Source organism: Enterococcus sp. DIV0802b (assembly GCF_050543535.1).
In the GTDB taxonomy this organism is placed as follows: Bacteria; Bacillota; Bacilli; order Lactobacillales; family Enterococcaceae; genus Enterococcus_D; species Enterococcus_D entomosocium.
This window is the reverse complement of sequence record NZ_CP172941.1, coordinates 828,682-854,237: the sequence shown is the minus strand read 5'-3', so window position 1 is coordinate 854,237 and position 25,556 is coordinate 828,682. Positions and strand designations below refer to the sequence as shown.

The following is a 25,556-nucleotide window of genomic DNA, read 5'->3' as shown; positions in this document are numbered from 1 at the left end:
TTATGAAACATGTTCCAACAAAAAAAACAGCCGAAGCTGTTTTTTTACGATCGCTTAGATTTGCTTGTAGACTTGATGGGCTAAAAGTTCGATCAGTGTAATCACCGGGACTTGCGTTGTCAGGTTCAAATCGACTTCTTTTCCGCCACTTACGACGGGCATATAATACGATATATTGTAGTCCGCCATTTGGGCGATCGTCGATTTTTCATCATTGGTGATGCTGAGTACTTTTGCTCCATAGCGTTTGAAGTCTTCCGTTTGCTTGATCATTTGAATGGTTTCACCCGACACCGATAAAATGATCGCTAACGTATTTTCCATTCCACGAGACGGTACTGGCAAAAAGGGATCAACGATGCTATAAGCATTAATGCCTAAGTTGGCAAAATAGCGACTGCCATAGGTGCCCAGAATGCCGCTTGTGCCGATACCGGAAAACGCCACATGGCGTGCGGAAAGAATCAATTCTACTGCCGGTTGGATAAACTTACGGTAATCTTCATTATTGACTTTTTTTAAGAATGTATTGACTTGAATCGTTGCATCATAGAAAAGATCAAACGCTCGTGCGTCTTGTTCCTTTTTTTGACAGATTGCATACTTTAACTCTGAATATCCACGATAGCCCAATTTCGTGATACATCGTAAAATCGTCGACGTTGAGACGTGGCATGCAGCTGACAATTCGCGAATCGTCAGCTGATCGATCTCTTCAAAATGCTGGACAATGTATTTATAAACTGCCATTTCAAGCTCGTTCAAAGTCTTGATTTTTTCTTCATCAAACATCCCACTGCCTCCACCCAACAAATTCATCGCTCTGATGATCGATTAGATCGCAAATAATTCCGTCGCTTTGTCAGGATCGGTATCATAGACTTCAAACGTTTCTCCAACACCTAGATCATGTTCTTTCATGGTATTGACCATCGTTAAGTGCGCCAACTCTTTCAGGTTGTTTTCTTTACTTAAATGACCAAGATAGACCCGTTTGGTGTTGTCGGTCAAGATATCCGTCATGACAAGTGCGCCATCTTCATTCGATAAGTGACCGCGATCTCCAAGAATCCGCTGCTTGAGACTCCATGGATAAGGACCCATTCGCAACATTTCTAGGTCATGGTTGCTTTCTACAAGGTATGCATCGGCGCCTTTGATGATGCCTCGCACATGATCGCTGCAATAACCGGTATCCGTCAACATCACGAATGATTTGCCGTCTTTATGGAAACGATAAAATTGCGGCGCTGCAGCATCGTGAGAGACGCCAAAGCTTTCAATGTCCAAGTCACCCAAGGTCAGCACTTTTCCCATTTCAAAGATATGTTTTTGCTCGACAGCGACGTTACCGATCATTGGATCCATCGCTTGCCATGTTTTTGTATTCGCATAGACATCAAGTTTGTATTTTCGTGCCAGTACTCCAACACCGTGGATGTGGTCCCGATGTTCGTGGGTCACAAGAATGGCGTCCAAGTCTTCTGGTTTGCGCCCTACTTCATCCAATAATGAAGTGATCTTCTTGCCGCTCAAACCGGCATCCACTAAGATCCGCTTTTTATTGCTTTCGATATAGAGCGAATTCCCTGAGCTTCCGCTGGCTAGAATACTTACTTGAAAGGCATTTTCCTTCATCATGGTTTACGTGACTTCCTCTCTGGTTGTTTCAACGAGTTCCATTATACCCGCTTTTTTATGGATTTTCTACCTTTTGAACGGCATTATTCGTGATGATCCGATTGCTGAAGGCATTGACCGTTTCGATTTGGATGGTGTCATCGCCATCTAATTGGAAAGCAATAAACCATGCAGGAATATACACGTTTTTTTCCCTAACCTTCAAAATCATCGTATAGGCTAATTCCGTCCAGAGAATTTTCGAGTGACTTGGCAGCTTGTTGTTCAGATAAAGCGTATTTACTGCTTCTTTTTCTGAATAGACCGTCATCTTTTCCCTTAGAGGCGTAATATTGGAGATATGTGTTTGCGTATAACGGGCAATCTGCAGTAGATCATCCGTTTGTTCTAAGGTGATATCGATCCGACTTGAGCTGTCATTGAAAGGAATGCCTTCATACGACTGGACCGCCACCACCGTCGGATGATTGGCGTTCAAGACAGAGAGGTTTTCCAAATAGTCATATTCATCCCCAAACAGGACTTGGTCTTTACGTTGCAAGAAACCATTGACGGTTTCTTCCGTTTGAGAATCATCACTGATATAAAAACCATTGGTTGAGACATGAATCAACTGCTGCCCTTTGACCGTCGACCCTCTTTTGAACTGAGTATTGAGTTGCGGATTTCGTAGTTCTGCCTCAAAATCCGTCTGTTCACCGCTCAAATAATAGCCACTCAAGACCTCGTCTGATAATTCACCAGAATACCGAATGTCCTCAGAATCGAGTCGTTGTTCGATAGGAATCGTTTGGTTTGATTGTGAAACCATCTGATGCTCGCTGCGAGCCTCACTATAAACATTGAATAAAAAGACATTCAGACCAAGAAAAGCGAGGAAAAAAATCCATTCGATTCGTTTAAAATCCAATTAATTCTCCTCCGTTTCTGCTAATTTTGTCATTAATGCATCATAGCTAATCCAAGACGAGTCATAATTGACATACCAAGCAGGCGTCAAATCAACCAGTGGTGCATCTTTGATCTCCCCCCAGTGATAGCCGACGATGATCTGTTGCAACAACGCTGGGTCAGCCCCTGCCGCAATCAAATCATTTTTGACTGACAAACTAGAAGGCAATTCAATCTCCGTTTCAGAAGGAATCGGCACTTGAATTGCGTTCAAGCTGGCAGAAATCGTCATTTCACGACTGCCGGTCTGACCACTTTCTGAAAAAGCGACACTGATCACCCCTTGGCCGCCAGTACTAAAGACTGGATAGCCTTCGACGAAAACCCGATAATCCAAGTGTTTGTCTTGTTGATCAAAATAGCGGATCGTCCCAAAGTTATTGCCTAGACGAATAATGTAATCCGCACTCAACATTGCCAGATCCATTTCATCGGAACCGTCTGTGGTGGTTTCAAACTTGACTTGCTGCTGATCTTGCAAGACCGTCATGTTTTGCCCACCTTCATAATAGTAGGTATCGACACTTTCGTCGTTGATCTTGACATTTTTAGGATTGCTGAAAAAGGCTTCTCGGAACAAACTCTGAGACTGTGTCGAAGAATAGTAGCTGTATTTTTTTAGCTTGATCGAATCCTGCGTATAGTATTGATTGCTAGATCGTTCTTGATCAGTCCTCATTGCCGTCCATTCCCGAGGATTGTCTGCTAGCAAGTGTTTTACTTGGCTTTTATCCCAGTCGATCTTGCCTCGAACTACTCGTTGATGGGTAAAGTCAACAAATTGGATCGTATTTTCTTCGAGATCAAACTGGATGCGAGAAAACGGAAAATCCTCTGTTTCACTTTCGTCCTCTAAGGACAGTTCTTTATCAAAGGTTTTCTCGTAATCTTTCAAGTAAAATGTCGTATAGTAGTTTAAGGATATTCCTTGATCGACCTCTTGGGCTTTCGAAAAAGCCTGTTCTTCACCATAGGTTCGCAGGGTCAAATCACTGATCGTTGCCTCGTTGATCACCTCTTGGATCTCTCGAATCACCGCTTCAGAGTTGGTTTCTTTGATATCCTCTTCATCATTCCATGTTAGATATAGGGGCAAAAACAAATCGCTTTTTTGTTTGTACGTTTGAACCGAAGGATTGACGCCAGTATCTGTTTCGGTGCTGGCATTGTTGAACCCGGTCGGATTTAGCCAAATCATATAGGAGAAATAAAAACTCAAGGCGATCATCACGATCAAACCTGCTCGAATGATTTTTTCTGAGATTCTCATACCCACCAATCCTCCTCATACGGTTCATACGGCAACATAATGTAAAATGTTGACCCGCGATTTTCTCGACTTTCCGCCCAAATCGCACCGCCATGAGCTTTGATGACTTCACGTGAGATCGCCAACCCTAAGCCGGTACCTCCTTGTTGCCGGGCTCGAGCTTTATCGACTCGGTAAAAACGATCAAAGATCTTCGTGAGATCTTTTTTCGGAATTCCTAGTCCTTGGTCATTGATGCTAAGGACGATGTTGTTATGAGTCTCCATCAATTTCACCGTAATAATCCCACCATCTGGCGAATATTTGATGGCATTATTCATGATGTTGTCGATCACTTGGATCATTTTGTCCGTATCGACTTCCACCCACAATTCTCGTTTGGTGAACTCCCGACGAATCAGATATTTTTTGCTTTCATTCGTCACCATCATGTCAAAACGGTCCAACACGAAATTAACCATCTCATTGAAATTGATATATTCCAATTGCAGTTGCGAATTGCCGCTATCCATCCGCGACAAACTCAATAGGTCATTGATCATGCGAATCATCCGATCCGTTTCATCCAAGGTCACTTTTAGAAAGTTCGGTGCAATTTCTGGATCTTTCCAAGCACCCTCACTCAGCGCTTCGATGTAACTACGCATACTCGTTAGAGGTGTTCGCAACTCATGGGAAACGTTGGAGACAAATTCTCGCCGTTCCTGCTCATTTTTTTCTTGTTCCGTGACATCGTGCATTACCGCAACTAGACCGGAAATGAACCCGGACTCTCGACGGATCATGGAGAAATCGATGCGCAAGATCAGATTTGTTCCCGTCAAATCATTGCTAGGACGTTCCAAAAGCATGTCTTCAGGATTTTCCAAAAGTTTTCGCAACGTGTATTCTTCATCGATTTCCAATAACGTCAAAATCGACTGCCCGATCGCTTCTTCGTTAGTGACATTCAACAAGGACATCGCCATCTCATTGATGGTAATGACTTTGCCTCGTCGGTCGGTGGCAACAACGCCGTCTGTCATGTGGGATAAGACACTATCCAAGCGGTTTCGCTCGGACTCCATCGCCTCTTGAGTCTCTTCGATTCGTTCCCCTAGTTGATTGAAGGTTTCCGCCAATTGTCCCAATTCATCTTTCCCATGAATCGCGACCTTGCGGCTATAATCTCCTTTAGCGATGCGAATCGCTTGTTCCCGCATCTCTCCAATTGGTTGGGTAATCGAACGAGAGACCAATAGTGCCACAATGATCGAAATCACTGCCGCAATCAGCGAGGCGGTAACAAAAATGACCGCCGTCGTACTGACTTCATTGTACTTTGACTCTAGATTGCTCCGTAAATAAAGGGTTCCTAAAACGGTATCCCCTGTCGGTGATTGGATCGACTGGACGATATTGAACACCCGCTGACCGCTGGATTCATCATAAAGGACTTCACTGCGGTTCGTATCGTAATCACGGTAATCATTTTTTTCTCCCACCGAGCCACGATCATTGATATTGGTGGTTGCACGAATAATCCCTTGCTCATCCACCACCCGCATCTCCAAAATTTCTGAAGAGTTGGTACTCGTTAAGATTCGATTCAGGGAAGCATTCATGGAATCCCAATCCAACCCGTCATCATTATCCATGCGACTCAATTCAGAGCCTAATGTCACCACTAACGTGCTGGCCCGTGCCTCCATGTCGCGTTTGAAGGCATCGACCGTTGTTCTTTCCAATTCGCGAATAAAATACGCCCCGATAATCTGGATCGCAATCAATAAGATCAAGATAAAAGTCAGGGCGATTTTGAAGTTCACCGATTGAAAAAAGCGAACCTTATTTTTCATAGCTTATTCCTGTTCTGGGTTCCGCAAGTAATAGCCCACTCCGCGACGAGTAACCAAATAGTTTGGATGGCTCGGGCTGTCTTCGATTTTTTCACGCAAACGGCGCACCGTCACGTCAACGGTTCGGACATCACCAAAGTAGTCATAGCCCCAGACAGTTTGCAATAAATGTTCTCGGGTCATTACTTGACCAAGATGTTTTGCCAAGTAGTGCATCAATTCAAACTCCCGGTGCGTCAATTCGATGGCTGCCCCATTTTTAGTGACCATGTAGGCATCCGGATGAATTGTTAAATCACCAATCGTTAATTCACTGTTGGCATTGTCGTCTGCTTCCTTCGCAGCTGCCGAGCCGCGACGCAGATTGGCTTTGACGCGGGCCACCAATTCCCGGTTTGAAAATGGTTTGGTTACATAATCGTCCGCACCAAGCTCAAGGCCTAGTACTTTATCGATTTCAGAATCTTTGGCTGTGACCATGATGATCGGCATGTCATGGGTTTTGCGCACTTCCCGTGCAACTTCCAATCCATCCATTTTTGGTAGCATCAAATCAAGCAAAATCAGATCAGGATCGACCTCGGCTACTTTTTCTAATGCCTCTTCTCCATCATAGGCGGTATATACTTCATATCCTTCTTTGGTTAAATTAAATTTGACGATATCAGAAATTGGTTTCTCATCGTCCACGACTAGGATCTTTTTCAAAAATGTCACCTCAATTTTTTTTGGTTTCTTACTTATTATACATTATTTAAACAGGCTTTTCATCTTTCCCAAAAACCGCCGCCTCATTCTTAAGGAAAGCACAAAAAAAGAAAGGCACGGGGCCTTTCTTTTTTACTCTTCTAAGAGTTGAATACCGATCCCTAACAACCCAGGACCCGTATGGACAACTAACGCGGGAGAGATTTGCCCAAACAAGATTTCTTTGACCTTAGGAAATTCGGCTTCTAATCTTGCTTTCATCTCTTTGGCTTCTTGTAGTGCATCACCTTGGGCCACGGCTAAACGCACATGGCGATGATCACCGATGAATTGCTTGATCAAGTCAACGGTTTTGTCCAAGCTTTTCTTCCGTCCACGAGATTTTGCGACCGTATAGTAGATCCCTTCTTCATTACAAGAGATAATTGGATTCAATTTCAAAGCATTACCTAAGATGGATGCGACAAGACCGATCCGGCCGCCTTTTTGTAAATACTCTAAGGTAGCTACGTTGAAAAAGACTTTGTTTTTCGGTACTTCATTCGTTAATTGTGCCCGCAATTCTTCCCAAGTCACGCCTTTTTCTAACAGTTCTGCCGCACGAATCGCTTGCAGCCCTGCACCGATCCCAATATTTTTCGTATCAAGTACAAAAACCTCAAGATCCGTCCGTTGTTCACCTAACAGTCGAACGACATTAAACGTTCCACTCAATCCGCTGGAGATGGTTACGGCAAGGACTTTTTCATACCCATCGGCTTTGATCCGATCAAAGATTTCCCCGATCGCCGCGCCATCAGGTAACGAAGTACTAGGAATCTCTTGCGGCAAACGTTCGTAAATTTCTTCGGCAGTAATATCAACTTTATCGGTATAGGTCCGATCCTTGTAAATAATTTGCAATGGCAGCATATACATGCCGTATTGCTCCATGATCTGTGCGGGAACATCGGTACCTGAATCAACTAATAGGGCAATTTTCTCTTTATTCATGGGCTTCTCCTTTATGTGTTTCTAAATAAATGACTTCTAATTCGATTGTTTTTTCTGCCAATAGTTTGTTGGCAAAGGAACGCGTTGCACCTTTCATGGCCACTAATTCAATCGGGATTGGTTCCGATGCCATTTGCTCGGGCTCTCCCATTGCTTCTTTGCCAACAAGATGGATTGCTTTTTCTTGTTCTTCACAAAATACATTATAGGCATTTCTGATTCCGACAGCTTTCCCTTGAAAAAGGATGCCTGTCTTTATTTCTGGAATCGTCAACACTTGCTTCAGCATCGTGATCGCGATCAAAAATGCGAGATGCTTTTGGTTGTAGCGTTTTTTCTCTGGTGCGGGGATCATCCCTTTTTTGACATAATTATTGACCATAGAAGAGGTCAATAGCGGATGTTTTTCTGTTTGGATCACCGGTGATAAATATTGGTCAATCAAAGTGATTACCTGATCCATATACAGTTCCAGGGTTGGCAACTCTTCCCATCTCGGCAGATGGAATTTCAGCAATGAATTGCCCCAATTTTTCATGTCTGCTTGTAATTTTTTCATGTCATCCTCCATTTTGACGAACAGAAGGTTAGATTATCACAAACTAATCATCTAGTTTCGATAACTAGATACATTTTATCACGGTTTTCTGAGTTTTTAAAGCAATCTGATCAATCTTTTAAGAATTTCCTATCATTTGAAATTGGGGAACGAATGGTGTTTTTTTAAGATAACCCCTGTTTTCCAACTGAAAAAAGCGCACATTTTTTTCAAAAGAATGATTGATTTTTAAACACCGGAGTGCTAAGATAATGAAGTACTTTTGGTACGGGCCGTTAGCTCAGTTGGTAGAGCAGCTGACTCTTAATCAGCGGGTCGCGGGTTCGAGCCCCTCACGGCCCATTGGGTGCCAAACCCACGGAACAGGTAAATGTTGGTGCGAAAGCATTTCGAAAACATTTATGCTGTTCCATTTTTTTTGTTTATTATTATCACCTTGCGAATAAAGGGATTTTTTTTGATAAGAGGATTTCTTATTTGAAGAGGTCTGTGTAAAACTTCAAAAACTTTTGAGCGATGAAGAAGGCATCTCAATACGATTCTCTCCCTTACTCAAACGATGACTCATTTACCGATCACGAAACGAGTATTCTACAGATTTAAATCATTTGAGAACATGAGAATTAGAATCATTTTGATCAATCAACTAATCAAAGTAAGCTAACAAAAAATCTGAGCCAGAATGCTATTTATTCTGACCCAGATTTGATTTTGTACGACTCATCAGTCCTTATTGACAAAGAGTCGAAATAGTTTAGCATATTATATCCCACGTTCATAGTGTGACCAAACAGAGAGAATCGTGATCGTTTTACTCTCTTCTTCCACGCTGTATACCAACCTGTGTTTGATATTGAGACGTCTTGAACAGTAAGGTAATCCTGTTAATTTTTCGTAAGGCGGCGGTGTTTGAAAAGGATTTTCCTTAATGACTTTGATCAGTTCATCAAACTTACTAGTTAGATTGATACTCTTCAATTTAGACAAATCTTTGCGAGCATTCTTTTTGATCTTTACATTCTATCCCAATCAATTTCACCTAAGTCTTCACTTTCTTCATTCTCAAAGTGTTTGATCCGATCAAGTACACCCACATTTTGTAAGTTGAGCGTTTCTTGTAAGGAGTTCCAATCGCTCTTACTAATCATGATGACGCTTTCTTCCTCTTTTGTACTCGCAATTTCTACAGGTTGACTGTCAGCCACAACATGCTTAATGATTCCATAAAGGTTTTTTCTTGCATTCGTTGGTGTAATTACTTCCATGTTTTCTCCTCATTCTATTTAAAAATCTTAAGCATATTATAACGTACGTAAATAAAGAGGAAGAATATATTTAATTTTTCTTACAAGTCTTCAAGTCTTGTAGTAATCGTTTTTTGAGCCTTAACTTGTGGTTTCGATTGCTCAAAGTGCTTACTGTTTGCCGTCCTATTTACCAAATGGGCGGTTTCTTGTATTGATTCTTGGTCTTTAACAGCTGTCATAGTCATTTTGTCTTCAGCGGATTGCTTTTTGATCCGTTTATTAATCGAAGAATGCAACAAGAAAAGAAATTGCCAATCACTGTTTTGCTTCTAGTATGACTGTCCTTTGTGTCCTGCACAGTAATAAGACTAAATGTATTGAAAAGGAGTAAAAACATTTTGATGCTACTTCATTTATTCTTTTGCTCAATCACTACTTCATCTTCATTTATCGGTTCTTCGAATCCTGAAAAAAACCGTTGAAGGATTTCTTCTGTAATAGGAAAAGCGGAATTTGCAGTCTGGACTTTATTTCTGATCGCTAATCGTTTTCGTAAAGTATCATAATCAGCTTTTAGATAGATTACTTTAATCGTCACATCATATGCTGCCAGTAGTTCTCTATAAGCGTCTCGGTGACTTTTAGCCCAAAAACTAGAATCGACAACTACGTTTTTTCCTTCTTGAACAGCCCTTACTGTAAGCTCTTTCAATTTAACTGAAGATAATGACGAAACTTTTGCATATTTTTCCGAAGGGTAATCAACACCATAAACGCCATAGTCTTCCCAAATTAATTCATCTATTGCTAATCTTACATAACCTTCTTGCTCTTTTTGTTTTGAGTAAGTGGTTTTGCCTGCACCACTAACGCCACACATCAAAAGTACCTCAACCATTATTCTCCTCCTACCTTTTCTGATCAATAAACAAAGAGAACGAAAAAACCTTATTTGTAATCAACGCTCGTGTTTTAGACCACTGTTCGCCACCCACATCTGATGATACAATGATAACATTGTTTTTATGAACAACAAGCAGATTGGGAAACAATCGCAAGAAAAATAGTAAGTAAAACCATATATTAGAGAATAGAAGCGTTAGCCACTTAAGCTAACGGATAAATCAAATTTTTGTCCATTTCCACTCTACTATAAAAAAATTATTTTCTACAAAAAATAGGAACGCAAGCCAAAATACGAAAGAAACATCATGGCTAAAACTTATGTATGTAATGGTATCTTTATTCCTATTATTCCAATTTTAAAATAAAATAAGCCACCACTCCAAACTATGATAGAAAAACAAGAATAGACTCTTGAATAGAACTTGAATGCAAAACTACCTCCAAAATCAACGCAAGAGTCTATCTGTATAGATAAAGATCTTTATGTGCAAGTTCTTTTGCACCAATAAAGATCCTTAGAATCAAACAAATCAGAATGCTTTCAAATCAAATGTGATAGTGTCATTGTTCTTTAAAATCAACGCTTGTGCCCCTTTATCGGTCATTTCGTCATTGACGGTATAGACCCAAAATAGATTGGCTTTTTGATCTTGGCTGATGCCGTTGATCGAGGTGATAAAGCCATCTTTTTCTTTGATCGCAAAGTTTTCTTTCATTACTTCCATCAGCGACTCATTTTCTCGGAACGTTACTTCTTTTGAGGTCACATCTTCTTGATTTTGGATGACGATCGTAGCTGTTCCTTGTTCTTGCTTCAAGGAACTTTGCTGCGTGCTTTCTGACGTTACACTTGCCTGTTGGCATCCTGTAGCGACGAGTAATGTGCTCACTAGCATAAATACGACAAATACTTTTTTCATCTATTTCTTCCTCTCCAATAGTCAAAATACAAATCTTTTTTTATCCAATATGCGGATAAGACTTGCTCTATCAATCCTGTATCCTTTTAGAGCCCGCATTTTAATTGGATTTTACAGTTTGTGCAGGTACTACAGCCGCCGATTTCCTCAATGGTTCCTTCATGGCAGATGGGGCAGATTTCACCAGAGACGACGGGTTCATCTACTTGAACTACAGGCAGCGGTTCAACTTGTGCGGTCAGCTCATTTTCTACCGCTTCTAAGGTAAGTACTTGTGAATCTCGGCTGCCATCTACATAGACGGTTCCTCCTTTGGCTCCTCCTTCATAAAGATCTCTATAAACCTTGGCTACTTGGCTTACTGTATATCCTTTTGGTGCATTGACCGTTTTTGAAATGGAGCTATCCACCCAACGTTGAATGGTGCATTGCACACAGACATGTTCTTCGGGCGTCAACTCCATAGCGGAAATGAACCATGCCGGCAACTGCGCTTTGGTTCTTTCAGGATGATCCATCAGGTATTCGTCAACGATCTCCGCATTGATTTCAATAAACTTACCTAGTCGACCGCTTCTAAAATAAGAAAAGGAGTAGTAAGGTTCTAAACCGGTTGAAACTCCCGTCATCGTGCCTGTCGATCCTGTTGGTGCAACGGTCAAAAGATGAGAGTTACGAATGCCGAATCGCAGCACGCCTTCGCGGATGTGCGCTGGCATTTTTTTCATGTATCCTGTATCGATAAATTTCTTCCGCAACGCTTGCGTCTCTTGGTCATTTTTTCCAATCAGGAAGGGAAAGCTGCCTTTTTCTTTCGCCAATTCAATGGATGCCTCATAGGCCGTGACTGCCATTGCCCCGAAAATTTGATCAACGAATTGATTCCCTTCTGCCGATCCGTATTTTTTCCCACAGTAGATCAATAAATCTGCCAAGCCCATGATCCCTAATCCAACACGTCTTTCCCCTTTCGCCTGCTGCTCATTTTTGTCAAAAAAGTAAGGCGTTGCGTCAATAACATTGTCTTGGAAACGAACTGCTGTTTTCACGGTTTCTTTTAGTTTGGCAAAATCAACGGTGCCTTTCTGGCGATCCGCCATGTTTGCGAGATTGATAGCTGCCAAGTTACAGACGGCATAAGGGGTTAGGGGCTGTTCACCGCACGGATTGGTTGCCACGACTTTTTGTCCGTATGCTGTAGCATTCGTCATCTTGTTGGCATTATCGATAAAGAAAATACCAGGCTCAGCAGAATACGTTGCACAAAAAGTAATCAACTCCCATAACTCACGAGCTTTGATCCTTTGATAGGTTTTGACCTTATGACCAGCTGCTGCCCATTCTCGCACATCCCCGACTTCCGCCCATTTTGCATCATATTGCGCCATCTCTGCTTCTGAATAATTGTCAATATCTGGAAAGCGCAGCTCATACCACCCATCTGTCTTCACTGCTTCCATGAATTCTCCTGTCAAGCAGACTGAAATATTCGCACCAGTTAAGAAATCACTTTCTTTTACCGTATAGCTGCCACCTATTCGCAATTTTTCTTTTGCCTTTTGGATCATGTCATTATGTTCCTTATCTGACGATTCAGGCAGTTGCGCTAGATAAGTGAACATTCTTTCTTCCATTTTTGTCAAAGGATCAAATTGCAGTTTTTCATTGATCAGTTGTTTGATTGCTGCATTCGTGACTGTTTTTTTCAGGTGAAGCAATACAGCAGGATTTTGAACTTTAGAAAGAATAAACGTAAAAATATCTGGATGCCAATCTGCCATCATAATCATCTGCGCTCCGCGACGACTACCTCCTTGTTCGACAAGGTTCGTCAAGTTCGCCAAATCATTCAGCCAAGAAACTGCCCCAGAAGACCGACCGCTGACGCCGTGGACCACACTTGATTTTGGTCGCAAGGTCGACCCATTGGTTCCAACCCCGCCACCACGACTCATAATCTCCATGACTTCTTGTCGATGGACAGCAATCCCTTTTCGGGAATCATGGATGAAAGGCATCACAAAGCAATTGAAGTAGGTAACTTGAGAATTTGTTCCTGCTCCATAAAGTACTCTGCCTGCGGGAATTAGGTTTTGCGACACGATTTGTTGGTAAAACGTCTCAAGGAAGCGCTCCTGGTCATGGGACTCGTTGGCAGAAATCCCTTTGGCAACACGATGCGCCACTTGCTCAAAAAAGAGTTCTAACGGTTTTTCAATGTCACTTTTTCTTCTTTTCACAAGTCCACTGGCTTGTTCATCAGTATCTTCTAACGCTGAACGATAGGCCTCTTCCACTTCGATAGAGACTAGTTCCCCATCGATTGCTTTCACAATACCGATTCCTCGTGCAGGATATTTAGGATCAGCTTTCGTTGTCAAAATCACCAAATCATCCTTACCCAACGTTTGATGGGTTTGATCCTTGAATGAGTAACGATCCAACATAATCAAACGAGCGATTCCCTCAAATGTTTTGGTCATTTCCGGTGTGATCGCCGAAACTTCTTGGAACAACTTGATATCCTCGTTCAATTTCTCAATCGTTTGTTTTTTATAGTCCATTTCTTTCCCTCCTCTTCTAAAAACACAACATATTGTGCTCCGTTTTTATTATCGTACTATATGATGTGTATTTCAATCTTGAATTATATTATTTTCCATGTATAATGAGAATGATTATCAATTAGAAAGTCGGCGATTTTCATGCTTCCTCCCCAATCCAAGGTATTCTCCGTTCAAAGAATTTCTCATTTAGCACTGCTCACCGCAGCGTGTATCGTTGGACGGTTGGTTTTTGTCTTTATCCCTAACGTTCAGCCTATGAGTGCCCTTTTATTTTTAGTGGCTTTTTCTTACTGCTTAACCGATGCGTTGATGATTGCCTTGCTAAGTTTGCTCGGAACAAATATCTATTTAGGCATGGGTCCCTGGACGATCAGTCAATTGGCTGCACTTACCGGCACCATCGTTCTTTTTCAACAGCTTGGAAAAATCCCGATCGTCAAGAAAAATCGTATCCTGCAAGCTTTCTTTGCCTTTCTTTGCGGACTTCTTTATGGCTTGATCGTTTCGTTGATGGAGGTTTGGCTTTATCAGTTTCCTTCGTTTCTTGCCTATTACCTTCAAGGACTACTGTTCGATTTCTTCCATGCCAGTGGAAACTTCGTCTTTTATTTGCTTTTATGGCCAGTATTTGAGCGAATAACACCCAACTCCTATAAATTGAAGAAAAAAAACCAGTGATTTCGATGGAATGAAGAATCCGGCTAACTTTGTTTTCGTGTTTCTTTGAAAGAATGTTAGCGTAAAGTTATTGTTAGAAAAACAAAAAAACTATGGCTACTCTTCTGTTTCCTTTGCTTAAAAATCTATCCAAAAAGTACCAGCTAAAAGCCTTTCGAAAGGGTTTCTTTCATCTTTATGCGTCCATTCATTTAAATGAGACGTTCTCTATTTCATCCACGCCCTTGACCGAATGTAGTAGCATTTCTTTCAGATTATTAATGAATGATGATGTTTGCTTTTTCTATCATCAGAAATTTATTATTTTTTTTAAATAACAATTTAATTTTTCTTGACCAAAAGAATTCAGAGGTTTATCCTAACTATGGAAAATCAATGACTGGATAAAAAAGAGCAGCTGAAATTTTTTTATTCAATTTGACCTTTGACATTTGTGAAAAAGTGCATAAGAAACTTGATAGTGATCAAGCGCTTATGGAAAGAAATTTTTTTCTCACTAAATTTCAAAAAACGCTCTATTTTAACCAGTCAGAAAAATCATTTTAAGAAGGAGAAAGCGATGAATGAGAAACAATTACGCTGGTATAATATTGCGCTGATGGCGTTCGTCTCTGTTTGGGGACTGGGAAATGTTGTAAACAATTACGCTCAACAAGGATTGACTGTTGTTGTTTCGTGGCTATTAATTATGGCTCTTTATTTTGTACCATATGCATTAAGTGTTGGTCAGTTAGGATCGACCTTCAAAGAGTCAAGTGGTGGGGTCTCCTCATGGATCAAAGAAACCTCAACAAAGCGGTTGGCTTTTTTTGCTGCTTGGACTTATTGGGTCGTTCACGTGCCCTACTTGGCACAAAAACCCCAAGGAATCTTAGTATCCTTGAGTTGGTTATTTAAAGGAAATGGTACATTTGTATCGACGATGGGTTCCATGGAAGTCTCGTTGATTTGTTTAGCTATTTTTCTATTCTTTTTATGGATTGCCTCTAAAGGATTGACGACCTTAAAAATGATTGGGAACATCGCGGGAACAGCCATGTTCGTGATGTCGATTCTTTTTATTCTTTTAGCAGTCACCGCTCCAGCAATGACTGGTGCTGAAATTGCTACACCAAACATGTCATCTGTTTCAACCTATATCCCTAAATTTGACTTTACCTATTTAACCACGATCTCGATGCTGGTATTTGCGGTAGGCGGCTGTGAAAAAATCTCGCCTTACGTAAATAACACAAAAAATCCTGCAAAAGAATTTCCAAAAGGCATGATCTTTTTAGCCGGTATGGTGGCGTTATGTGCCTTGCTCGGCTCGATTGCTATGGGGATGCTTTTTGATGCCAACCATATTCCAGAAGATTTGATGGTTAACGGCGCTTATGAAGCCTTTCAACGACTTGGAAACTTCTACGGAATCGGCAACTTCTTTGTCATTCTTTATTCCATCGCCAATGCGTTGGCGCAAATCTCTGCTTTGGCCTTTTCAATTGATGCCCCATTGAAAATATTACTGTCTGATGCTGATTCAGAATTTGTACCAAATGGCTTAGCAAAACTAAACAAAAAAGGAACACCAGTAAATGGATATATTATGACTGGTATCCTGGTAAGCATTTTGATCATTATTCCAGCACTAGGAATCGGCAATATGACCGAACTGTACCGTTGGTTGCTGAACTTGAATTCAGTTGTCATGCCACTGCGTTACTTATGGGTCTTCTTAGCCTTTATGCTAGTCAACAAACACGCCAATCGCTTTACTTCCGATTATAAATTCGTGAAAAACACCAAAGTTGGCTTTGGGATTGGCTTATGGTGCTTCTTGTTCACGGCCTTTGCCTGCATTTTAGGGATGGTTCCTAAGCTTGATTATGCGGCAGATCCGCAAGCTTGGTTCTTCCAATTGGCCTTAAATATCATTACGCCGATCGCCTTTCTTTTGATTGGCTTGATCTTGCCAATCATTGCGAAACGTGTAAATAAAAAATAATCATTTGCTCAAAAAAGAGGTGTCCGACAACTATTTCGGTTGTCGGGCACCTCTTTCTTTGTAAATGAACTTCTCCGCCGCGTGCGGTATTTGGTCCATCCTCTTACCGAAGCGTTCATTCCTCTTTGTTGTACTCTTTGTTGTGCTCTTTGATTCCATACTTGATCCATTGCACCTTATAGCGAAAATCTTTGATCAGCTCTTTTGCGGTCCATTCATTCGAAATAAAATCTGTCAGACTATCCATCACGACCGCCATAATAAAGTAAAGGAAACTGACGGCTTCTTGCGTATCATGGATCGTGAAACGATTTTCTTCCAACAGCTCCAACCATTGGCGAATCATGGGCGAATCGTCAGGGATCGCATCGCGCTTCGTCCAGGCATTGCTTTGGGTACATAAGTGGATCATTTTCCAATGATCATCTTCAGGTGACCATTGACTGCACCAAGCCAAGTATTCTTCGATCCCTTTGAAAAAATCATTTTTGTTGCAATTGATAAACGTAAAAATCGCAGAATGGATTTGGTTGGAATAGTTGGTGATCGCATAGTCATAGGCATCTTCTAAGTTTTGAAAGTACTTGTAAAACGCCCCTCTAGAAATGTGCGATTTTTCGACGATGGCAGAGACCTTGACTTGACTGATATGCTTGCTAAAAAATTCTTCTAAAAGCACGGCATCGATTTTTTCTTTTTTCTCTTGTTTTAAATGAAAAAATGTTGTACTTGGCAAGGGATTCTCCTCCATCATTCGCAATCTACTCCCTCTATTATAAACAAATCCCTCTACTTTTCCACTCAGACTTGTGCAGTTTCTCTTGATGGGGCGTTTTGTTCGATCAGATTGCCATCTTCCATTCGGAAAATGCGATCACTCCATTGGATCATTCGCTCGTCGTGGGTGACCATGACTGTCGCTTTCTTTTTCTCATGCGCTTCTTTCACTAATAACTTCACGACTTCATACGCATGATCGGTGTCTAAGCTGGCAGTTGGTTCATCCGCTAAAATCAAGCTTGGGTCATTAAACAAGGCCCTGCCGATCGCTACTCGTTGACGTTCCCCACCAGATAAATCGCGGGGAAACTTGTCTTGAAGGTCGAGAATATCTAATGAAGCAAGCAATTCATCAATCCGTTCCTTTTCCTTGGCTTTCCCTGTAACTTTGTCGACCAAATAAAATTGTTCCTTTACCGTTAGAAAAGGGATCAAATTCGAGCTTTGCAAGATAAACCCAATCTCTTTAAAACGCAACTTCCCTCGTTGCTTTTCATTTAATTGGGAAAAGTTCACCTGGTTGATGATGATCTCTCCCGATGTTGGACTTTGTAAGCCGCCAGCGATAGTCAAAAAGGTACTTTTTCCTGAACCAGAAGGGCCGATGATACTGACAAACTCCCCTTCTTGAACGTGAAAATTCAGTCCTTTTAATGCCGTTACTTCCGTATGCTGCTTGCCAAATTTTTTTATAATATCCTTCATTACTAAAATGTCTTTCATCTTTGTTACCCTCCTATTGCCGTGATTGGATCGACTTTTGTGACCGTCCGAATGGAGAATAAGCCGCCTAGAACTGCCACGAGAATCAAGATGCCGCTATAAAGCAGCCATTGCTTTAATTCAAAGAAAAATGGCATGGCATCTGGTAAAAACAAGCTGGTGCCGTATGCCGCCGCAAAGGCTAGGGCTACCCCGATCACTCCTACCATAAATGCTTGCGCAATAATTGATTTGGCAATAAAGCTGGTCCGAATCCCTTGGGCTTTCATCACACCAAAAATCGCTGTTTTTTGTAGGGTGATCACATACATGAAAATCCCCACGATTGCCGTTGCAACAACAAATAAGAAGTAGATCATGGCATTTAAGGTCAAGTTTTGGGCAGAAAATCCAGGAAGCTTTTCAATAAAGTCTTCCGTTGCCAACACTTTAAGCTGGGTTCCTTCTTGGTTATCGACTTTAGGATCACTTGATTTGGTCACAATGATATTGATGGGCTGCTCCTTATCAGATGCGAATGGTTGATTAGCAAACTTCATTTTCGTCCAAGTATCGAGGGAAGTATAAATCACTGGTGACACCGTATAAGACGTTTCTGGGGTGATCCCAACGACTTTGAAGGTTTCATCTGAGCGTCCGATTTTCACTTGGTCTCCGACCTTGATACCTTCTTCTGCTAAGTTTTCTGAAATCGTGATCTCATTTTCTTTTGAAAACAGCTTGCCCTCTAAGACTTCTGGTAACAAGAACGCATCGTCTTGTGTACCAAAAACAGTCACATTGACTTGTTCATCGTTGACCGTAATGACACTGCTGTATAAACCAATTGGGGCTTTTTGTGTCCCTTCTACACGGTCTAAATCCCCTCTCGTCAATTGCGAAGCCGCAAATGTGTCATTCGCATCTTCTGATAAAACGATCGCGGATGAATCCCAGTCGACGATGGCCTTTTTAAAATCCCAGTTAAGTCCGGTAGCTAAGCCAGACAATATAAAAACAACATAGGCGATCAAAAACATGATTCCTACGATCAACCCATATCTTAATTTTGAATAACGCATTTCTTTTATAGCCAGAAACATTGTTCTTTCCTCCTACTTTCCAAATATTGACAAAGTGTCACTTTTTGAAGAATACCACACAAGGTGACACTTTGTCACTTTTTACAACTCGGAAAGTTTGTAAGGTTGATCGATCATTCTTTTTCTGTCATTCACTGAGGATGTTTTTTCCTAAAGGAGTGTGAATAAAGAGAGTTGAATACTGGGCGTTTCGCGTAAAATACGCCATTTCCTTTTAACATTCTTTGCTAGATGAAAAAAAGCATGGCAAACCGTAAATAGTCGAACCATGCTTTGGCAAAAACGAACACGAGGATTTCATTATTGGTGTTCTAGAGATCAGCTGACTTTGCTTTGTCCAATTGTGGAAATTACTGCTCGTAACTGATGACACGAAGTATCAAACTGCCGTTTTTCCTCAGGTGTAAGCGTCAATTCAATAATTTCGCGGACGCCGTTTTGGTCCACGACTGCAGGAACCCCTGTGAATAAATCGTTGATGCCATATTCCCCATTAAGGTAGGAAGATACCGGCAGAATCGCTTGCTCATCATTTAAGATCGCTCGAACGATTCTTGCGACACTCATCCCTATCCCGTAAAAAGTTGCTTGTTTTCGATCGATGATTTCATAGGCAGCATTTTTTACTCGTTCAGAAAGAACCGCTAGATCGGCAACGGTCAAACGATCCTTTTGCTTGATCAATTCTACGATCGGTTTCCCACCGATCGTTGTATGGGACCAGACAGCGACTTCCGAGTCACCGTGTTCCCCAATGATGTACCCATGAATATTCCGTGGATCGATGGCTAATTTTGCCGCCACTTCTTTTCGAAGTCTTGTGGTATCGAGGGTCGTTCCCGTACCAACGACCCGATTGGCTGGCAACCCGGACACACGCCATGCTTGATAAGTTAAGACATCGACTGGGTTTGAAGCGATAACAAGCACGCCATCAAAGCCTGAAGCCATCACTTGTTTTGTGACGCTTGCCATAATTTCGGCGTTCACATCAATCAATTCAAGCCGTGTTTGTCCTGGCTTTTGGTTGACCCCTGCGGTAATAACCACGATGTCAGCATCTTTACATTCCGAGTACTCTCCAGCCCAAACTTTGATGTTTTCTTGCCCCCATGACATACCGTCTAACAAATCGAGGGCTTCTCCTTCTGCTTTGTCCCGATTGACATCGATCAAGACTAACTCATTGATCAGTCCTTGATTGATCATGGAATACGCAATGCTCGTTCCAACGAAACCTGTTCCGACAACGACAACTTTTCTGCTTGTACTTTTCATGTGCGAACCCTTCCTTTTCTTTTCAAATACTTGTGCTATTGTTTTGCGTATATTACGTATTTTCTCAAAAAATGTATGTTCTCTTGTGTACTCTTGTGTTTCCTTAATAACTATGGCCGGCAATCAGCGCTTTGGTTTGTTGATACAAATGAATTGCATATTTTCCTACCACATAGCAGACGACAATCACGGCAAAGCTTGTTTCAATAATCGTTAAGGCTTGTAGAAACCCAAATATCAGTGGGTGATTCGCAAAAAACAGCCCTGATTTGAACATAGCAGTCGCTGAAATCACAAGAGGAAACGTAAATGCCGCATAGCTTGGGTAAAAGCCGACTGCCAGCATGTTTTTCATATAAGCGACGACACAAAAATAAATCGTTTGTGACAATAACAGCATAAAGGCGACAAACCAAGCAGAGCCTTGTTCAAATACGGAAAGGTAACCTGCTAAGCAAAGAGAACCTGGTGCTGTTAAAATCGTGATCAAAGGAACTGCCGCACGTTCCGTCAGCTTCTGATGGACGATTCGTTTTAAAATAATCGGCAAAAGCGCAAAATACAATACCAATGCGATCCAGACGATCACTTCCCCCAGCTCTTTAAAAAAGACAGCAGAAGTATTGGGAATGACGCCAATACCGACAAAGGTAATAAACCAGCTCGGATAAATGTATTCCAGCGAAAGGTCGACAGGCAAAATATGCACGACAACAAAATAGATCATTAAAGCAAAATGTAAGCCGATAGCCCCCCACCAGAGAAGATCATTCACCACTGCATCGGGAATGACCCGTTCAAAAACAGTGGAAATCACCATCAGCGCCATCGTAAAGGTCGGCGCCACAGAAGCAACGATTGGGTTTTGCAACTCTGACATCGTGTGCTTAAATGTAAAGCATACTTTCAGAAGGAAGAGCCCCATGATGAAAATACCAAGGGTGCAAAACGCATTTCCAACCGTCTCCATTCCTTCTGAATACAATAAATTCCCCAAAGACACAGTGCCTAAAATCAAGCCACAAATCGGGATTGGCAATGAATGTAAAAAATGCTGGATCGATGTTTTCATCAACTCATCCTTTCTAAACGTATGAAAATTTCAACTAAATTTGCTTTCTTTTTTCTCTACACTTATACTATAATCACCTGATAACTATTTGTAAAATTATACTTTTAAATACTAATTATAAATATTATTAATAATAAAGGAGTCCCCAAAATGATTGAATTGCTCAAAACCTTCATTGTTGTTTATGAAACGAGAAACTTTAGTCTTGCCGCCAAACAACTCTATAAAACTCAACCAACGATTTCCTTGCAAATCCAACGCTTAGAGGCCGAACTTGGCTTCAAACTTTTTGAACGTAAAGGAAAACAATTGATTTTACCTACCAGCCAAGCGGAGTTTTTGTATCCTCGTGTGGTCGAGTCTCTCCGCTCAATGTCCACTATTTTTTCGCAAGCCAAAGACACCAAAAATTTTAAAACAGAGTGTGTGCTCGCTTGTTCGAATACGACCGCCGTCTACTTACTGCCCAGCATCATGGCGCAGCTGATTGCAGAATTTCCAACGTTTGCTTTTGAAATCAAAATCATGAATTCTCAAGAAGTAATCGATGCCGTCGAATCAAACAAAGCCCATATTGGCCTGATTGAAAAATCAATCGTTTCGCCATTGATCCAAAAAGAATTCGTCTATCGCGATGAATTGGTGTTAGCAGGCAACCTCGCTTCTGATTTTTGGGTCTTGCGGGAAAACGACTCGGGGATGTACTACATTAACGAAACCTATCTGTACGCACAGCACTTGCATCCGCAAATCATCAAAGCCAATAACAGCGAAGTGATTTTGTCCCTACTAAAACAAAACATCGGCAAATCGATCATCTCGAAACTTTCATTACCAGAAGAGTTGCCTTGGCAGGAACTTGATCCAGAGTACCGCTATCGTGATCTTTTTATCATTCAGAATCGTCAGCGTGCGACGCCGGAGACCGGAGAGATTTATGAGGAGATTAAACGGCTGTTGTTGGAAAGGAATAGAGCTGCTGGTACTGGTGAATCGAGAAGATAACAAAATATCCTTTATACTGATTCTTAAGAAAATTTCTCAGAATCAGTATAAAGGATTTCCATCAGACAACTTCGATTTTTTGCAAAAAAACAAAATACATTTATGCGACGTTAAATACTAAAGAATATCTCGTTTCCATACTTAAATCATACCCACATAGTTCTTTAAAATAGCTTTGATAGTCATTTTCAATGATACGGATAATTTCTTCGCTTGGTAGTTCTTCAAATTTAATCAATTCAACTAATAGGTTTAATTTTGCATCAATTCCCAAAATTCTTGGCAGCACACTCCAAAAATTTTCTTTTGAGATTTCATCAGTTAGTTGGTTTAAACGCCGCAACAAATCAATTAAATAGTCTTTCAAATCTTTTTCTTTTCTTGATGCATTCCCAAATTCTTTTTGATAATAGCTGCTATATTCTTCTTTCATTGTGAATAGCATGATTCATAAGGTCCTCTCTATGTGATTATTTCTTTCTAATGCGTTCCAAAAAATAGTGAACATTTTTTGGAAGCTAATAAAATACATGCCTCTCGATAAAGTAGTTTAATAGGTGAGATAATGTATGAATGATACTCTTGAAACCTCTTCTTTAAAAAAATTTCCAGATGTAATTTATGAAGAAGCGACAATAGCCAATAAAAATCTCCTTCATTATGGGAGTCACTCTTGATCAACAAAAAACGATCAAGATGTAAAAGTGATTTTAAACATGCTATTAACGTCGGATTCATTGAATCCCCCTTGAATCCGAACGAGTTGGAAAGAGAAGATCCCCCAAAGAATACTGATAACCGCCAGTCTACTATTAAACATTTTACTTTTATTTTACATCACTGCCGATACCACTAATCATTCATTTTGAGCAACTGACGTTCTTCTTTTAATACTTGTAAGACTTTTGATGTTAAGGTTCTATCGAGCATTTTCTCTTCCTGCTTTACTACCTTCATTTCCTTATTGACTCTTTTAGTTACACCTTTCCATAATAAGATTCATTCATCTTTTACTTGCCTCTTTTATTATTACTTATTTCGGTGTGATATATTGAACCAACGAGGAACGAGCTAGATCATTGCCAATCACTCGGTAAGAAATCGTTGTACCACCATAAACGTTTGCTTCGGAAATTAAAATACCATTCGGTCCAACCGCTTCTACAAATGCGACATGACCATACCTGGGATCCGACCCCGCTGTCCCGTGGCTGAAAGAAATCAAGGTCCCGGCTTTTGGGGTTCGACTAACTTGATAACCTAATCTAAGACCAGTAGTTCCCCAATCTCCCCCATTTCCCATGTAATCATCTACACGACCACCTAATTGTGCGACTCGATTAAATGCATACCAAGTACACTGACCTACAGGATAAGAACCAGAAGTATTATAATCTTTCCCATTATAAGCTGGGAAAGTCATTAACTCCCGATATTCATTTGGAACTTCTTCCAATCCTTTAATGAAGACACCACTTTGTTGTGATTGATCCTCATCGTATTGGGTCAACTCGTAAACAGCAATCAAAGAATTCAATTTCTGATTATAGCTAGTGTCTGTTGCATAGGTTCCGGTTAAAGCATCAGTTGCACGCAAATAGTTTTTTGCTTCTGAGCGCCAGACTGATTTATAAAAAGATGAATCGTGGGAAACGCCTCCGCGGATCAATGCAATATAATCTGTTAACGATTCATCGTAACTTGGATAAACACGAAAAGCATCTTGAATTTCAATCATTTCGCCATTTCCTAAATCCTCTTTGGTAGTCATCACTACTGCACCTTCTCGATAACTTCCTTTAATACCGAAAAGGTTATAATAGGGTGCCTTTGATAAAAGACTACTACCGTTGCCACTTTCTAAAATAGCTTGCGCAATCAAGACTGAAGCAAAGACGTCATACTCTTGCCCTAGTTTCCGAGCTTTTTCACTAATTTGTTTGATAAATTCATGTGTAGCAGTATTAAATTGGAAATCAAGTTGTGCTGGATAATTTTTCACCAACTCTTTACCTACTTCAGTTAACTCTGGTGATTGCGCACGTTTAATCAATAATGAAATGTTTTCTTCATCCCATCCTTCTTGATCGACCTGTTGATAGGACAGCTTCTCAAGATAAACCACTGAAGTCGCTGATTGATTTAAATCAACGTCTTCATTCACTTCATCTTCTTGAGATTCTTGTTCCAATGTTTCTGACATTTCTTGTGTACCAATTGTCCCATAATAATCGTTTCCTAGCCAAATTCCCAATAATTGATTCCCTTCCGCAGTTTCCTTATAGAGAATATCACCAGGCTGTAATGAATTATAGGTTGATTCTTTCATATCAAGATTTTCTAGATTTGTCGCCAGTACTTCGTTATAAAGTTCTTTCAGCCAAGTATCGACTTCTTTACTCTCTATGTCATCTGCGCCAACCTGTCGAATTGTTTGATACACCAACGCAGCTTGCCAGGAGTGGTCAAAGCTAGCTAATAACGGTAATGTGAAACTCCCTAACGTTGATTCAGCCACTTCACTACTTCTAAATGCATCTGGAAGTTGATTCTCTGCACTATTGAGTAAACCTTCAAAAATTGTATCAATTTCTTGATCTGTAGCAGGTGGTCGAGTCACCGGAGCACTCGGTGGAAATGGATTAGCTCCTGAATCAGAACTTTGATCCTCTTGATTTGTTGAGGAAGTTGGTGGATCGGGCTGCACTGGTGCCTCAGAAGAAGGTGGTACTGTTTGTTCAGCTTCTGGTACTTCAGACGGAATCGTTTCTTCTATTGGGATATCTGGTTGCTGCGATTCTTCAGGTTTGTCTGACTCTTGTTCTTCAGTGTTTTCTTCCCCCAACTCTTCATCTTCCCAATGAGACTCTTCTGGAAAGTCGGTACTTTCATCGGAAGATTCACTTGACTCTTCTATTATTGGAACATAACCACTAGACAATTCGGTTTTGGAGCTGGTACTCATTGCTATATTCGATGTTACATTAGACGCTTGTCGCATACTCGAAACTAACTCTATGTTGGGTTCTTGCAAATCAACATTCGATTGCTTCCTTTCCTTTGAGAAGGTGGATTGGCTTGCGTCTTCTGATTTATCAGAAAGATGATCAGTTAAATTGCTTGCCAACAAAGTTGGTGTGGTAAAACTTTGTGCTGCTAATACACCTAGGCTGATTAGTGTGATACCTATCTTCTTATTTTTCATCTTAATACCTCCTCGCGCTTCATTCTCTCTTTCATTGTTTCTTGCTTTCCTATTTCTATTCAAATAAACGCTTTTTTTAAAAATGTTAGATTATTACACAAAAATTTATCTATATTAAATATTCTTTGTTCTTAGTATTTTGCAAC

General features: G+C 40.8%; 23 protein-coding genes, 1 tRNA gene and 1 pseudogene. 5 read left to right on the top strand and 20 right to left on the bottom strand.

Features of this window, described 5'->3' with window-relative positions:
• Nucleotides 1-54 precede the first annotated feature (54 nt).
• From IGJ12_RS03850 to IGJ12_RS03815, 8 genes are all read right to left on the bottom strand, one after another.
• A complete protein-coding gene (locus tag IGJ12_RS03850; protein WP_008377233.1) occupies nucleotides 55-792 on the bottom strand; it encodes a MurR/RpiR family transcriptional regulator in 738 nt (245 codons plus the stop codon).
• Between the two features lie 42 nt (nucleotides 793-834).
• Nucleotides 835-1,641 carry an MBL fold metallo-hydrolase gene (locus IGJ12_RS03845; RefSeq protein WP_005231151.1) on the bottom strand — a complete coding sequence of 269 codons (807 nt, stop codon included), beginning with the start codon at nucleotides 1,639-1,641 and terminating at the stop codon, nucleotides 835-837.
• Nucleotides 1,642-1,696: 55 nt separating this feature from the next.
• Nucleotides 1,697-2,551: a two-component system regulatory protein YycI gene (locus IGJ12_RS03840; RefSeq protein ID WP_005237391.1), complete on the bottom strand. Its 855-nt coding sequence runs from the start codon at nucleotides 2,549-2,551 to the stop codon at nucleotides 1,697-1,699.
• Nucleotides 2,552-3,862 (bottom strand): YycH family regulatory protein, encoded by a 1,311-nt coding sequence (locus IGJ12_RS03835; protein WP_430619374.1) that lies wholly within the window; start codon nucleotides 3,860-3,862, stop codon nucleotides 2,552-2,554.
• Complete coding sequence (gene walK, locus IGJ12_RS03830; RefSeq protein ID WP_008377228.1) at nucleotides 3,859-5,700, bottom strand: cell wall metabolism sensor histidine kinase WalK; 1,842 nt, start codon at nucleotides 5,698-5,700, stop codon at nucleotides 3,859-3,861. Before walK ends, IGJ12_RS03835 begins: the two co-directional genes overlap by 4 nt.
• A 3-nt stretch (nucleotides 5,701-5,703) precedes the next feature.
• Nucleotides 5,704-6,408, bottom strand: coding sequence for a response regulator YycF (gene yycF / locus IGJ12_RS03825; protein WP_010747607.1), 705 nt, complete (start codon nucleotides 6,406-6,408; stop codon nucleotides 5,704-5,706).
• Between the two features lie 132 nt (nucleotides 6,409-6,540).
• A complete protein-coding gene (locus tag IGJ12_RS03820) occupies nucleotides 6,541-7,401 on the bottom strand; it encodes a DegV family protein (RefSeq protein ID WP_005237394.1) in 861 nt (286 codons plus the stop codon).
• On the bottom strand, nucleotides 7,394-7,960 hold the full coding sequence (locus IGJ12_RS03815) for a DUF1836 domain-containing protein (RefSeq protein WP_008377223.1): 567 nt from the start codon (nucleotides 7,958-7,960) through the stop codon (nucleotides 7,394-7,396). Before IGJ12_RS03815 ends, IGJ12_RS03820 begins: the two co-directional genes overlap by 8 nt.
• A 269-nt stretch (nucleotides 7,961-8,229) precedes the next feature.
• On the opposite strand from IGJ12_RS03815, the gene IGJ12_RS03810 reads away from it, so the two are divergent.
• A tRNA-Lys gene (locus IGJ12_RS03810) sits at nucleotides 8,230-8,302 on the top strand.
• A gap of 152 nt (nucleotides 8,303-8,454) precedes the next feature.
• Nucleotides 8,455-8,624 (top strand): annotated as a pseudogene (locus IGJ12_RS03805) (ISL3 family transposase); the annotation flags it as partial.
• Between the two features lie 98 nt (nucleotides 8,625-8,722).
• Here the strand turns inward: IGJ12_RS03805 and IGJ12_RS03800 are convergent.
• From IGJ12_RS03800 to IGJ12_RS03780, 5 genes are all read right to left on the bottom strand, one after another.
• The gene (locus tag IGJ12_RS03800; RefSeq protein WP_016613766.1) at nucleotides 8,723-8,947 is read right to left on the bottom strand and encodes a Txe/YoeB family addiction module toxin; all 225 of its coding nucleotides are present in this window, start codon (nucleotides 8,945-8,947) and stop codon (nucleotides 8,723-8,725) included.
• Between the two features lie 26 nt (nucleotides 8,948-8,973).
• Entirely contained in the window at nucleotides 8,974-9,225 is a 252-nt protein-coding gene (locus IGJ12_RS03795) for a type II toxin-antitoxin system Phd/YefM family antitoxin (RefSeq protein ID WP_005237397.1), read from the bottom strand.
• A gap of 391 nt (nucleotides 9,226-9,616) precedes the next feature.
• Complete coding sequence (locus IGJ12_RS03790) at nucleotides 9,617-10,105, bottom strand: AAA family ATPase (protein WP_005237399.1); 489 nt, start codon at nucleotides 10,103-10,105, stop codon at nucleotides 9,617-9,619.
• Between the two features lie 538 nt (nucleotides 10,106-10,643).
• Nucleotides 10,644-11,033: a DUF4430 domain-containing protein gene (locus IGJ12_RS03785; RefSeq protein WP_430619373.1), complete on the bottom strand. Its 390-nt coding sequence runs from the start codon at nucleotides 11,031-11,033 to the stop codon at nucleotides 10,644-10,646.
• An 86-nt stretch (nucleotides 11,034-11,119) separates the two neighbouring features.
• Nucleotides 11,120-13,597: a vitamin B12-dependent ribonucleotide reductase gene (locus IGJ12_RS03780; protein ID WP_430619372.1), complete on the bottom strand. Its 2,478-nt coding sequence runs from the start codon at nucleotides 13,595-13,597 to the stop codon at nucleotides 11,120-11,122.
• Nucleotides 13,598-13,738: 141 nt separating this feature from the next.
• Between IGJ12_RS03780 and IGJ12_RS03775 the strand changes: the two genes are divergently transcribed.
• Nucleotides 13,739-14,278 carry a hypothetical protein gene (locus IGJ12_RS03775; RefSeq protein ID WP_430619371.1) on the top strand — a complete coding sequence of 180 codons (540 nt, stop codon included), beginning with the start codon at nucleotides 13,739-13,741 and terminating at the stop codon, nucleotides 14,276-14,278.
• A 559-nt stretch (nucleotides 14,279-14,837) separates the two neighbouring features.
• On the top strand, nucleotides 14,838-16,265 hold the full coding sequence (locus tag IGJ12_RS03770) for an APC family permease (RefSeq protein WP_005225272.1): 1,428 nt from the start codon (nucleotides 14,838-14,840) through the stop codon (nucleotides 16,263-16,265).
• Nucleotides 16,266-16,380: 115 nt separating this feature from the next.
• On the opposite strand, the gene IGJ12_RS03765 is transcribed toward IGJ12_RS03770, so the two are convergent.
• The 5 genes from IGJ12_RS03765 to IGJ12_RS03745 all read right to left on the bottom strand — a co-directional run bounded on the left by IGJ12_RS03765 (nucleotide 16,381) and on the right by IGJ12_RS03745 (nucleotide 21,200).
• A complete protein-coding gene (locus IGJ12_RS03765) occupies nucleotides 16,381-17,019 on the bottom strand; it encodes a TetR family transcriptional regulator (RefSeq protein ID WP_194188913.1) in 639 nt (212 codons plus the stop codon).
• Between the two features lie 47 nt (nucleotides 17,020-17,066).
• A complete protein-coding gene (locus IGJ12_RS03760; protein ID WP_016621799.1) occupies nucleotides 17,067-17,768 on the bottom strand; it encodes an ABC transporter ATP-binding protein in 702 nt (233 codons plus the stop codon).
• A 5-nt stretch (nucleotides 17,769-17,773) separates the two neighbouring features.
• Nucleotides 17,774-18,850, bottom strand: a complete 1,077-nt coding sequence (locus IGJ12_RS03755) for an ABC transporter permease (protein ID WP_005237408.1) — start codon at nucleotides 18,848-18,850, stop codon at nucleotides 17,774-17,776.
• A 318-nt stretch (nucleotides 18,851-19,168) separates the two neighbouring features.
• On the bottom strand, nucleotides 19,169-20,128 hold the full coding sequence (locus IGJ12_RS03750) for an L-lactate dehydrogenase (RefSeq protein WP_034878749.1): 960 nt from the start codon (nucleotides 20,126-20,128) through the stop codon (nucleotides 19,169-19,171).
• A 103-nt stretch (nucleotides 20,129-20,231) separates the two neighbouring features.
• Nucleotides 20,232-21,200 (bottom strand): TDT family transporter, encoded by a 969-nt coding sequence (locus IGJ12_RS03745; RefSeq protein ID WP_087665148.1) that lies wholly within the window; start codon nucleotides 21,198-21,200, stop codon nucleotides 20,232-20,234.
• A gap of 150 nt (nucleotides 21,201-21,350) precedes the next feature.
• Here IGJ12_RS03745 and IGJ12_RS03740 point away from each other — a divergent pair, with 150 nt between their 5' ends.
• Nucleotides 21,351-22,205 (top strand): LysR family transcriptional regulator, encoded by an 855-nt coding sequence (locus IGJ12_RS03740; protein ID WP_244733123.1) that lies wholly within the window; start codon nucleotides 21,351-21,353, stop codon nucleotides 22,203-22,205.
• 100 nt (nucleotides 22,206-22,305) lie between these two features.
• Here IGJ12_RS03740 and IGJ12_RS03735 read toward each other — a convergent pair whose 3' ends face one another.
• Both IGJ12_RS03735 and IGJ12_RS03730 read right to left on the bottom strand, forming a co-directional pair.
• A complete protein-coding gene (locus IGJ12_RS03735; protein WP_008377205.1) occupies nucleotides 22,306-22,650 on the bottom strand; it encodes a DUF7006 family protein in 345 nt (114 codons plus the stop codon).
• Between the two features lie 588 nt (nucleotides 22,651-23,238).
• Nucleotides 23,239-25,473 (bottom strand): glucosaminidase domain-containing protein, encoded by a 2,235-nt coding sequence (locus tag IGJ12_RS03730; protein WP_194188912.1) that lies wholly within the window; start codon nucleotides 25,471-25,473, stop codon nucleotides 23,239-23,241.
• Nucleotides 25,474-25,556 lie beyond the last annotated feature (83 nt).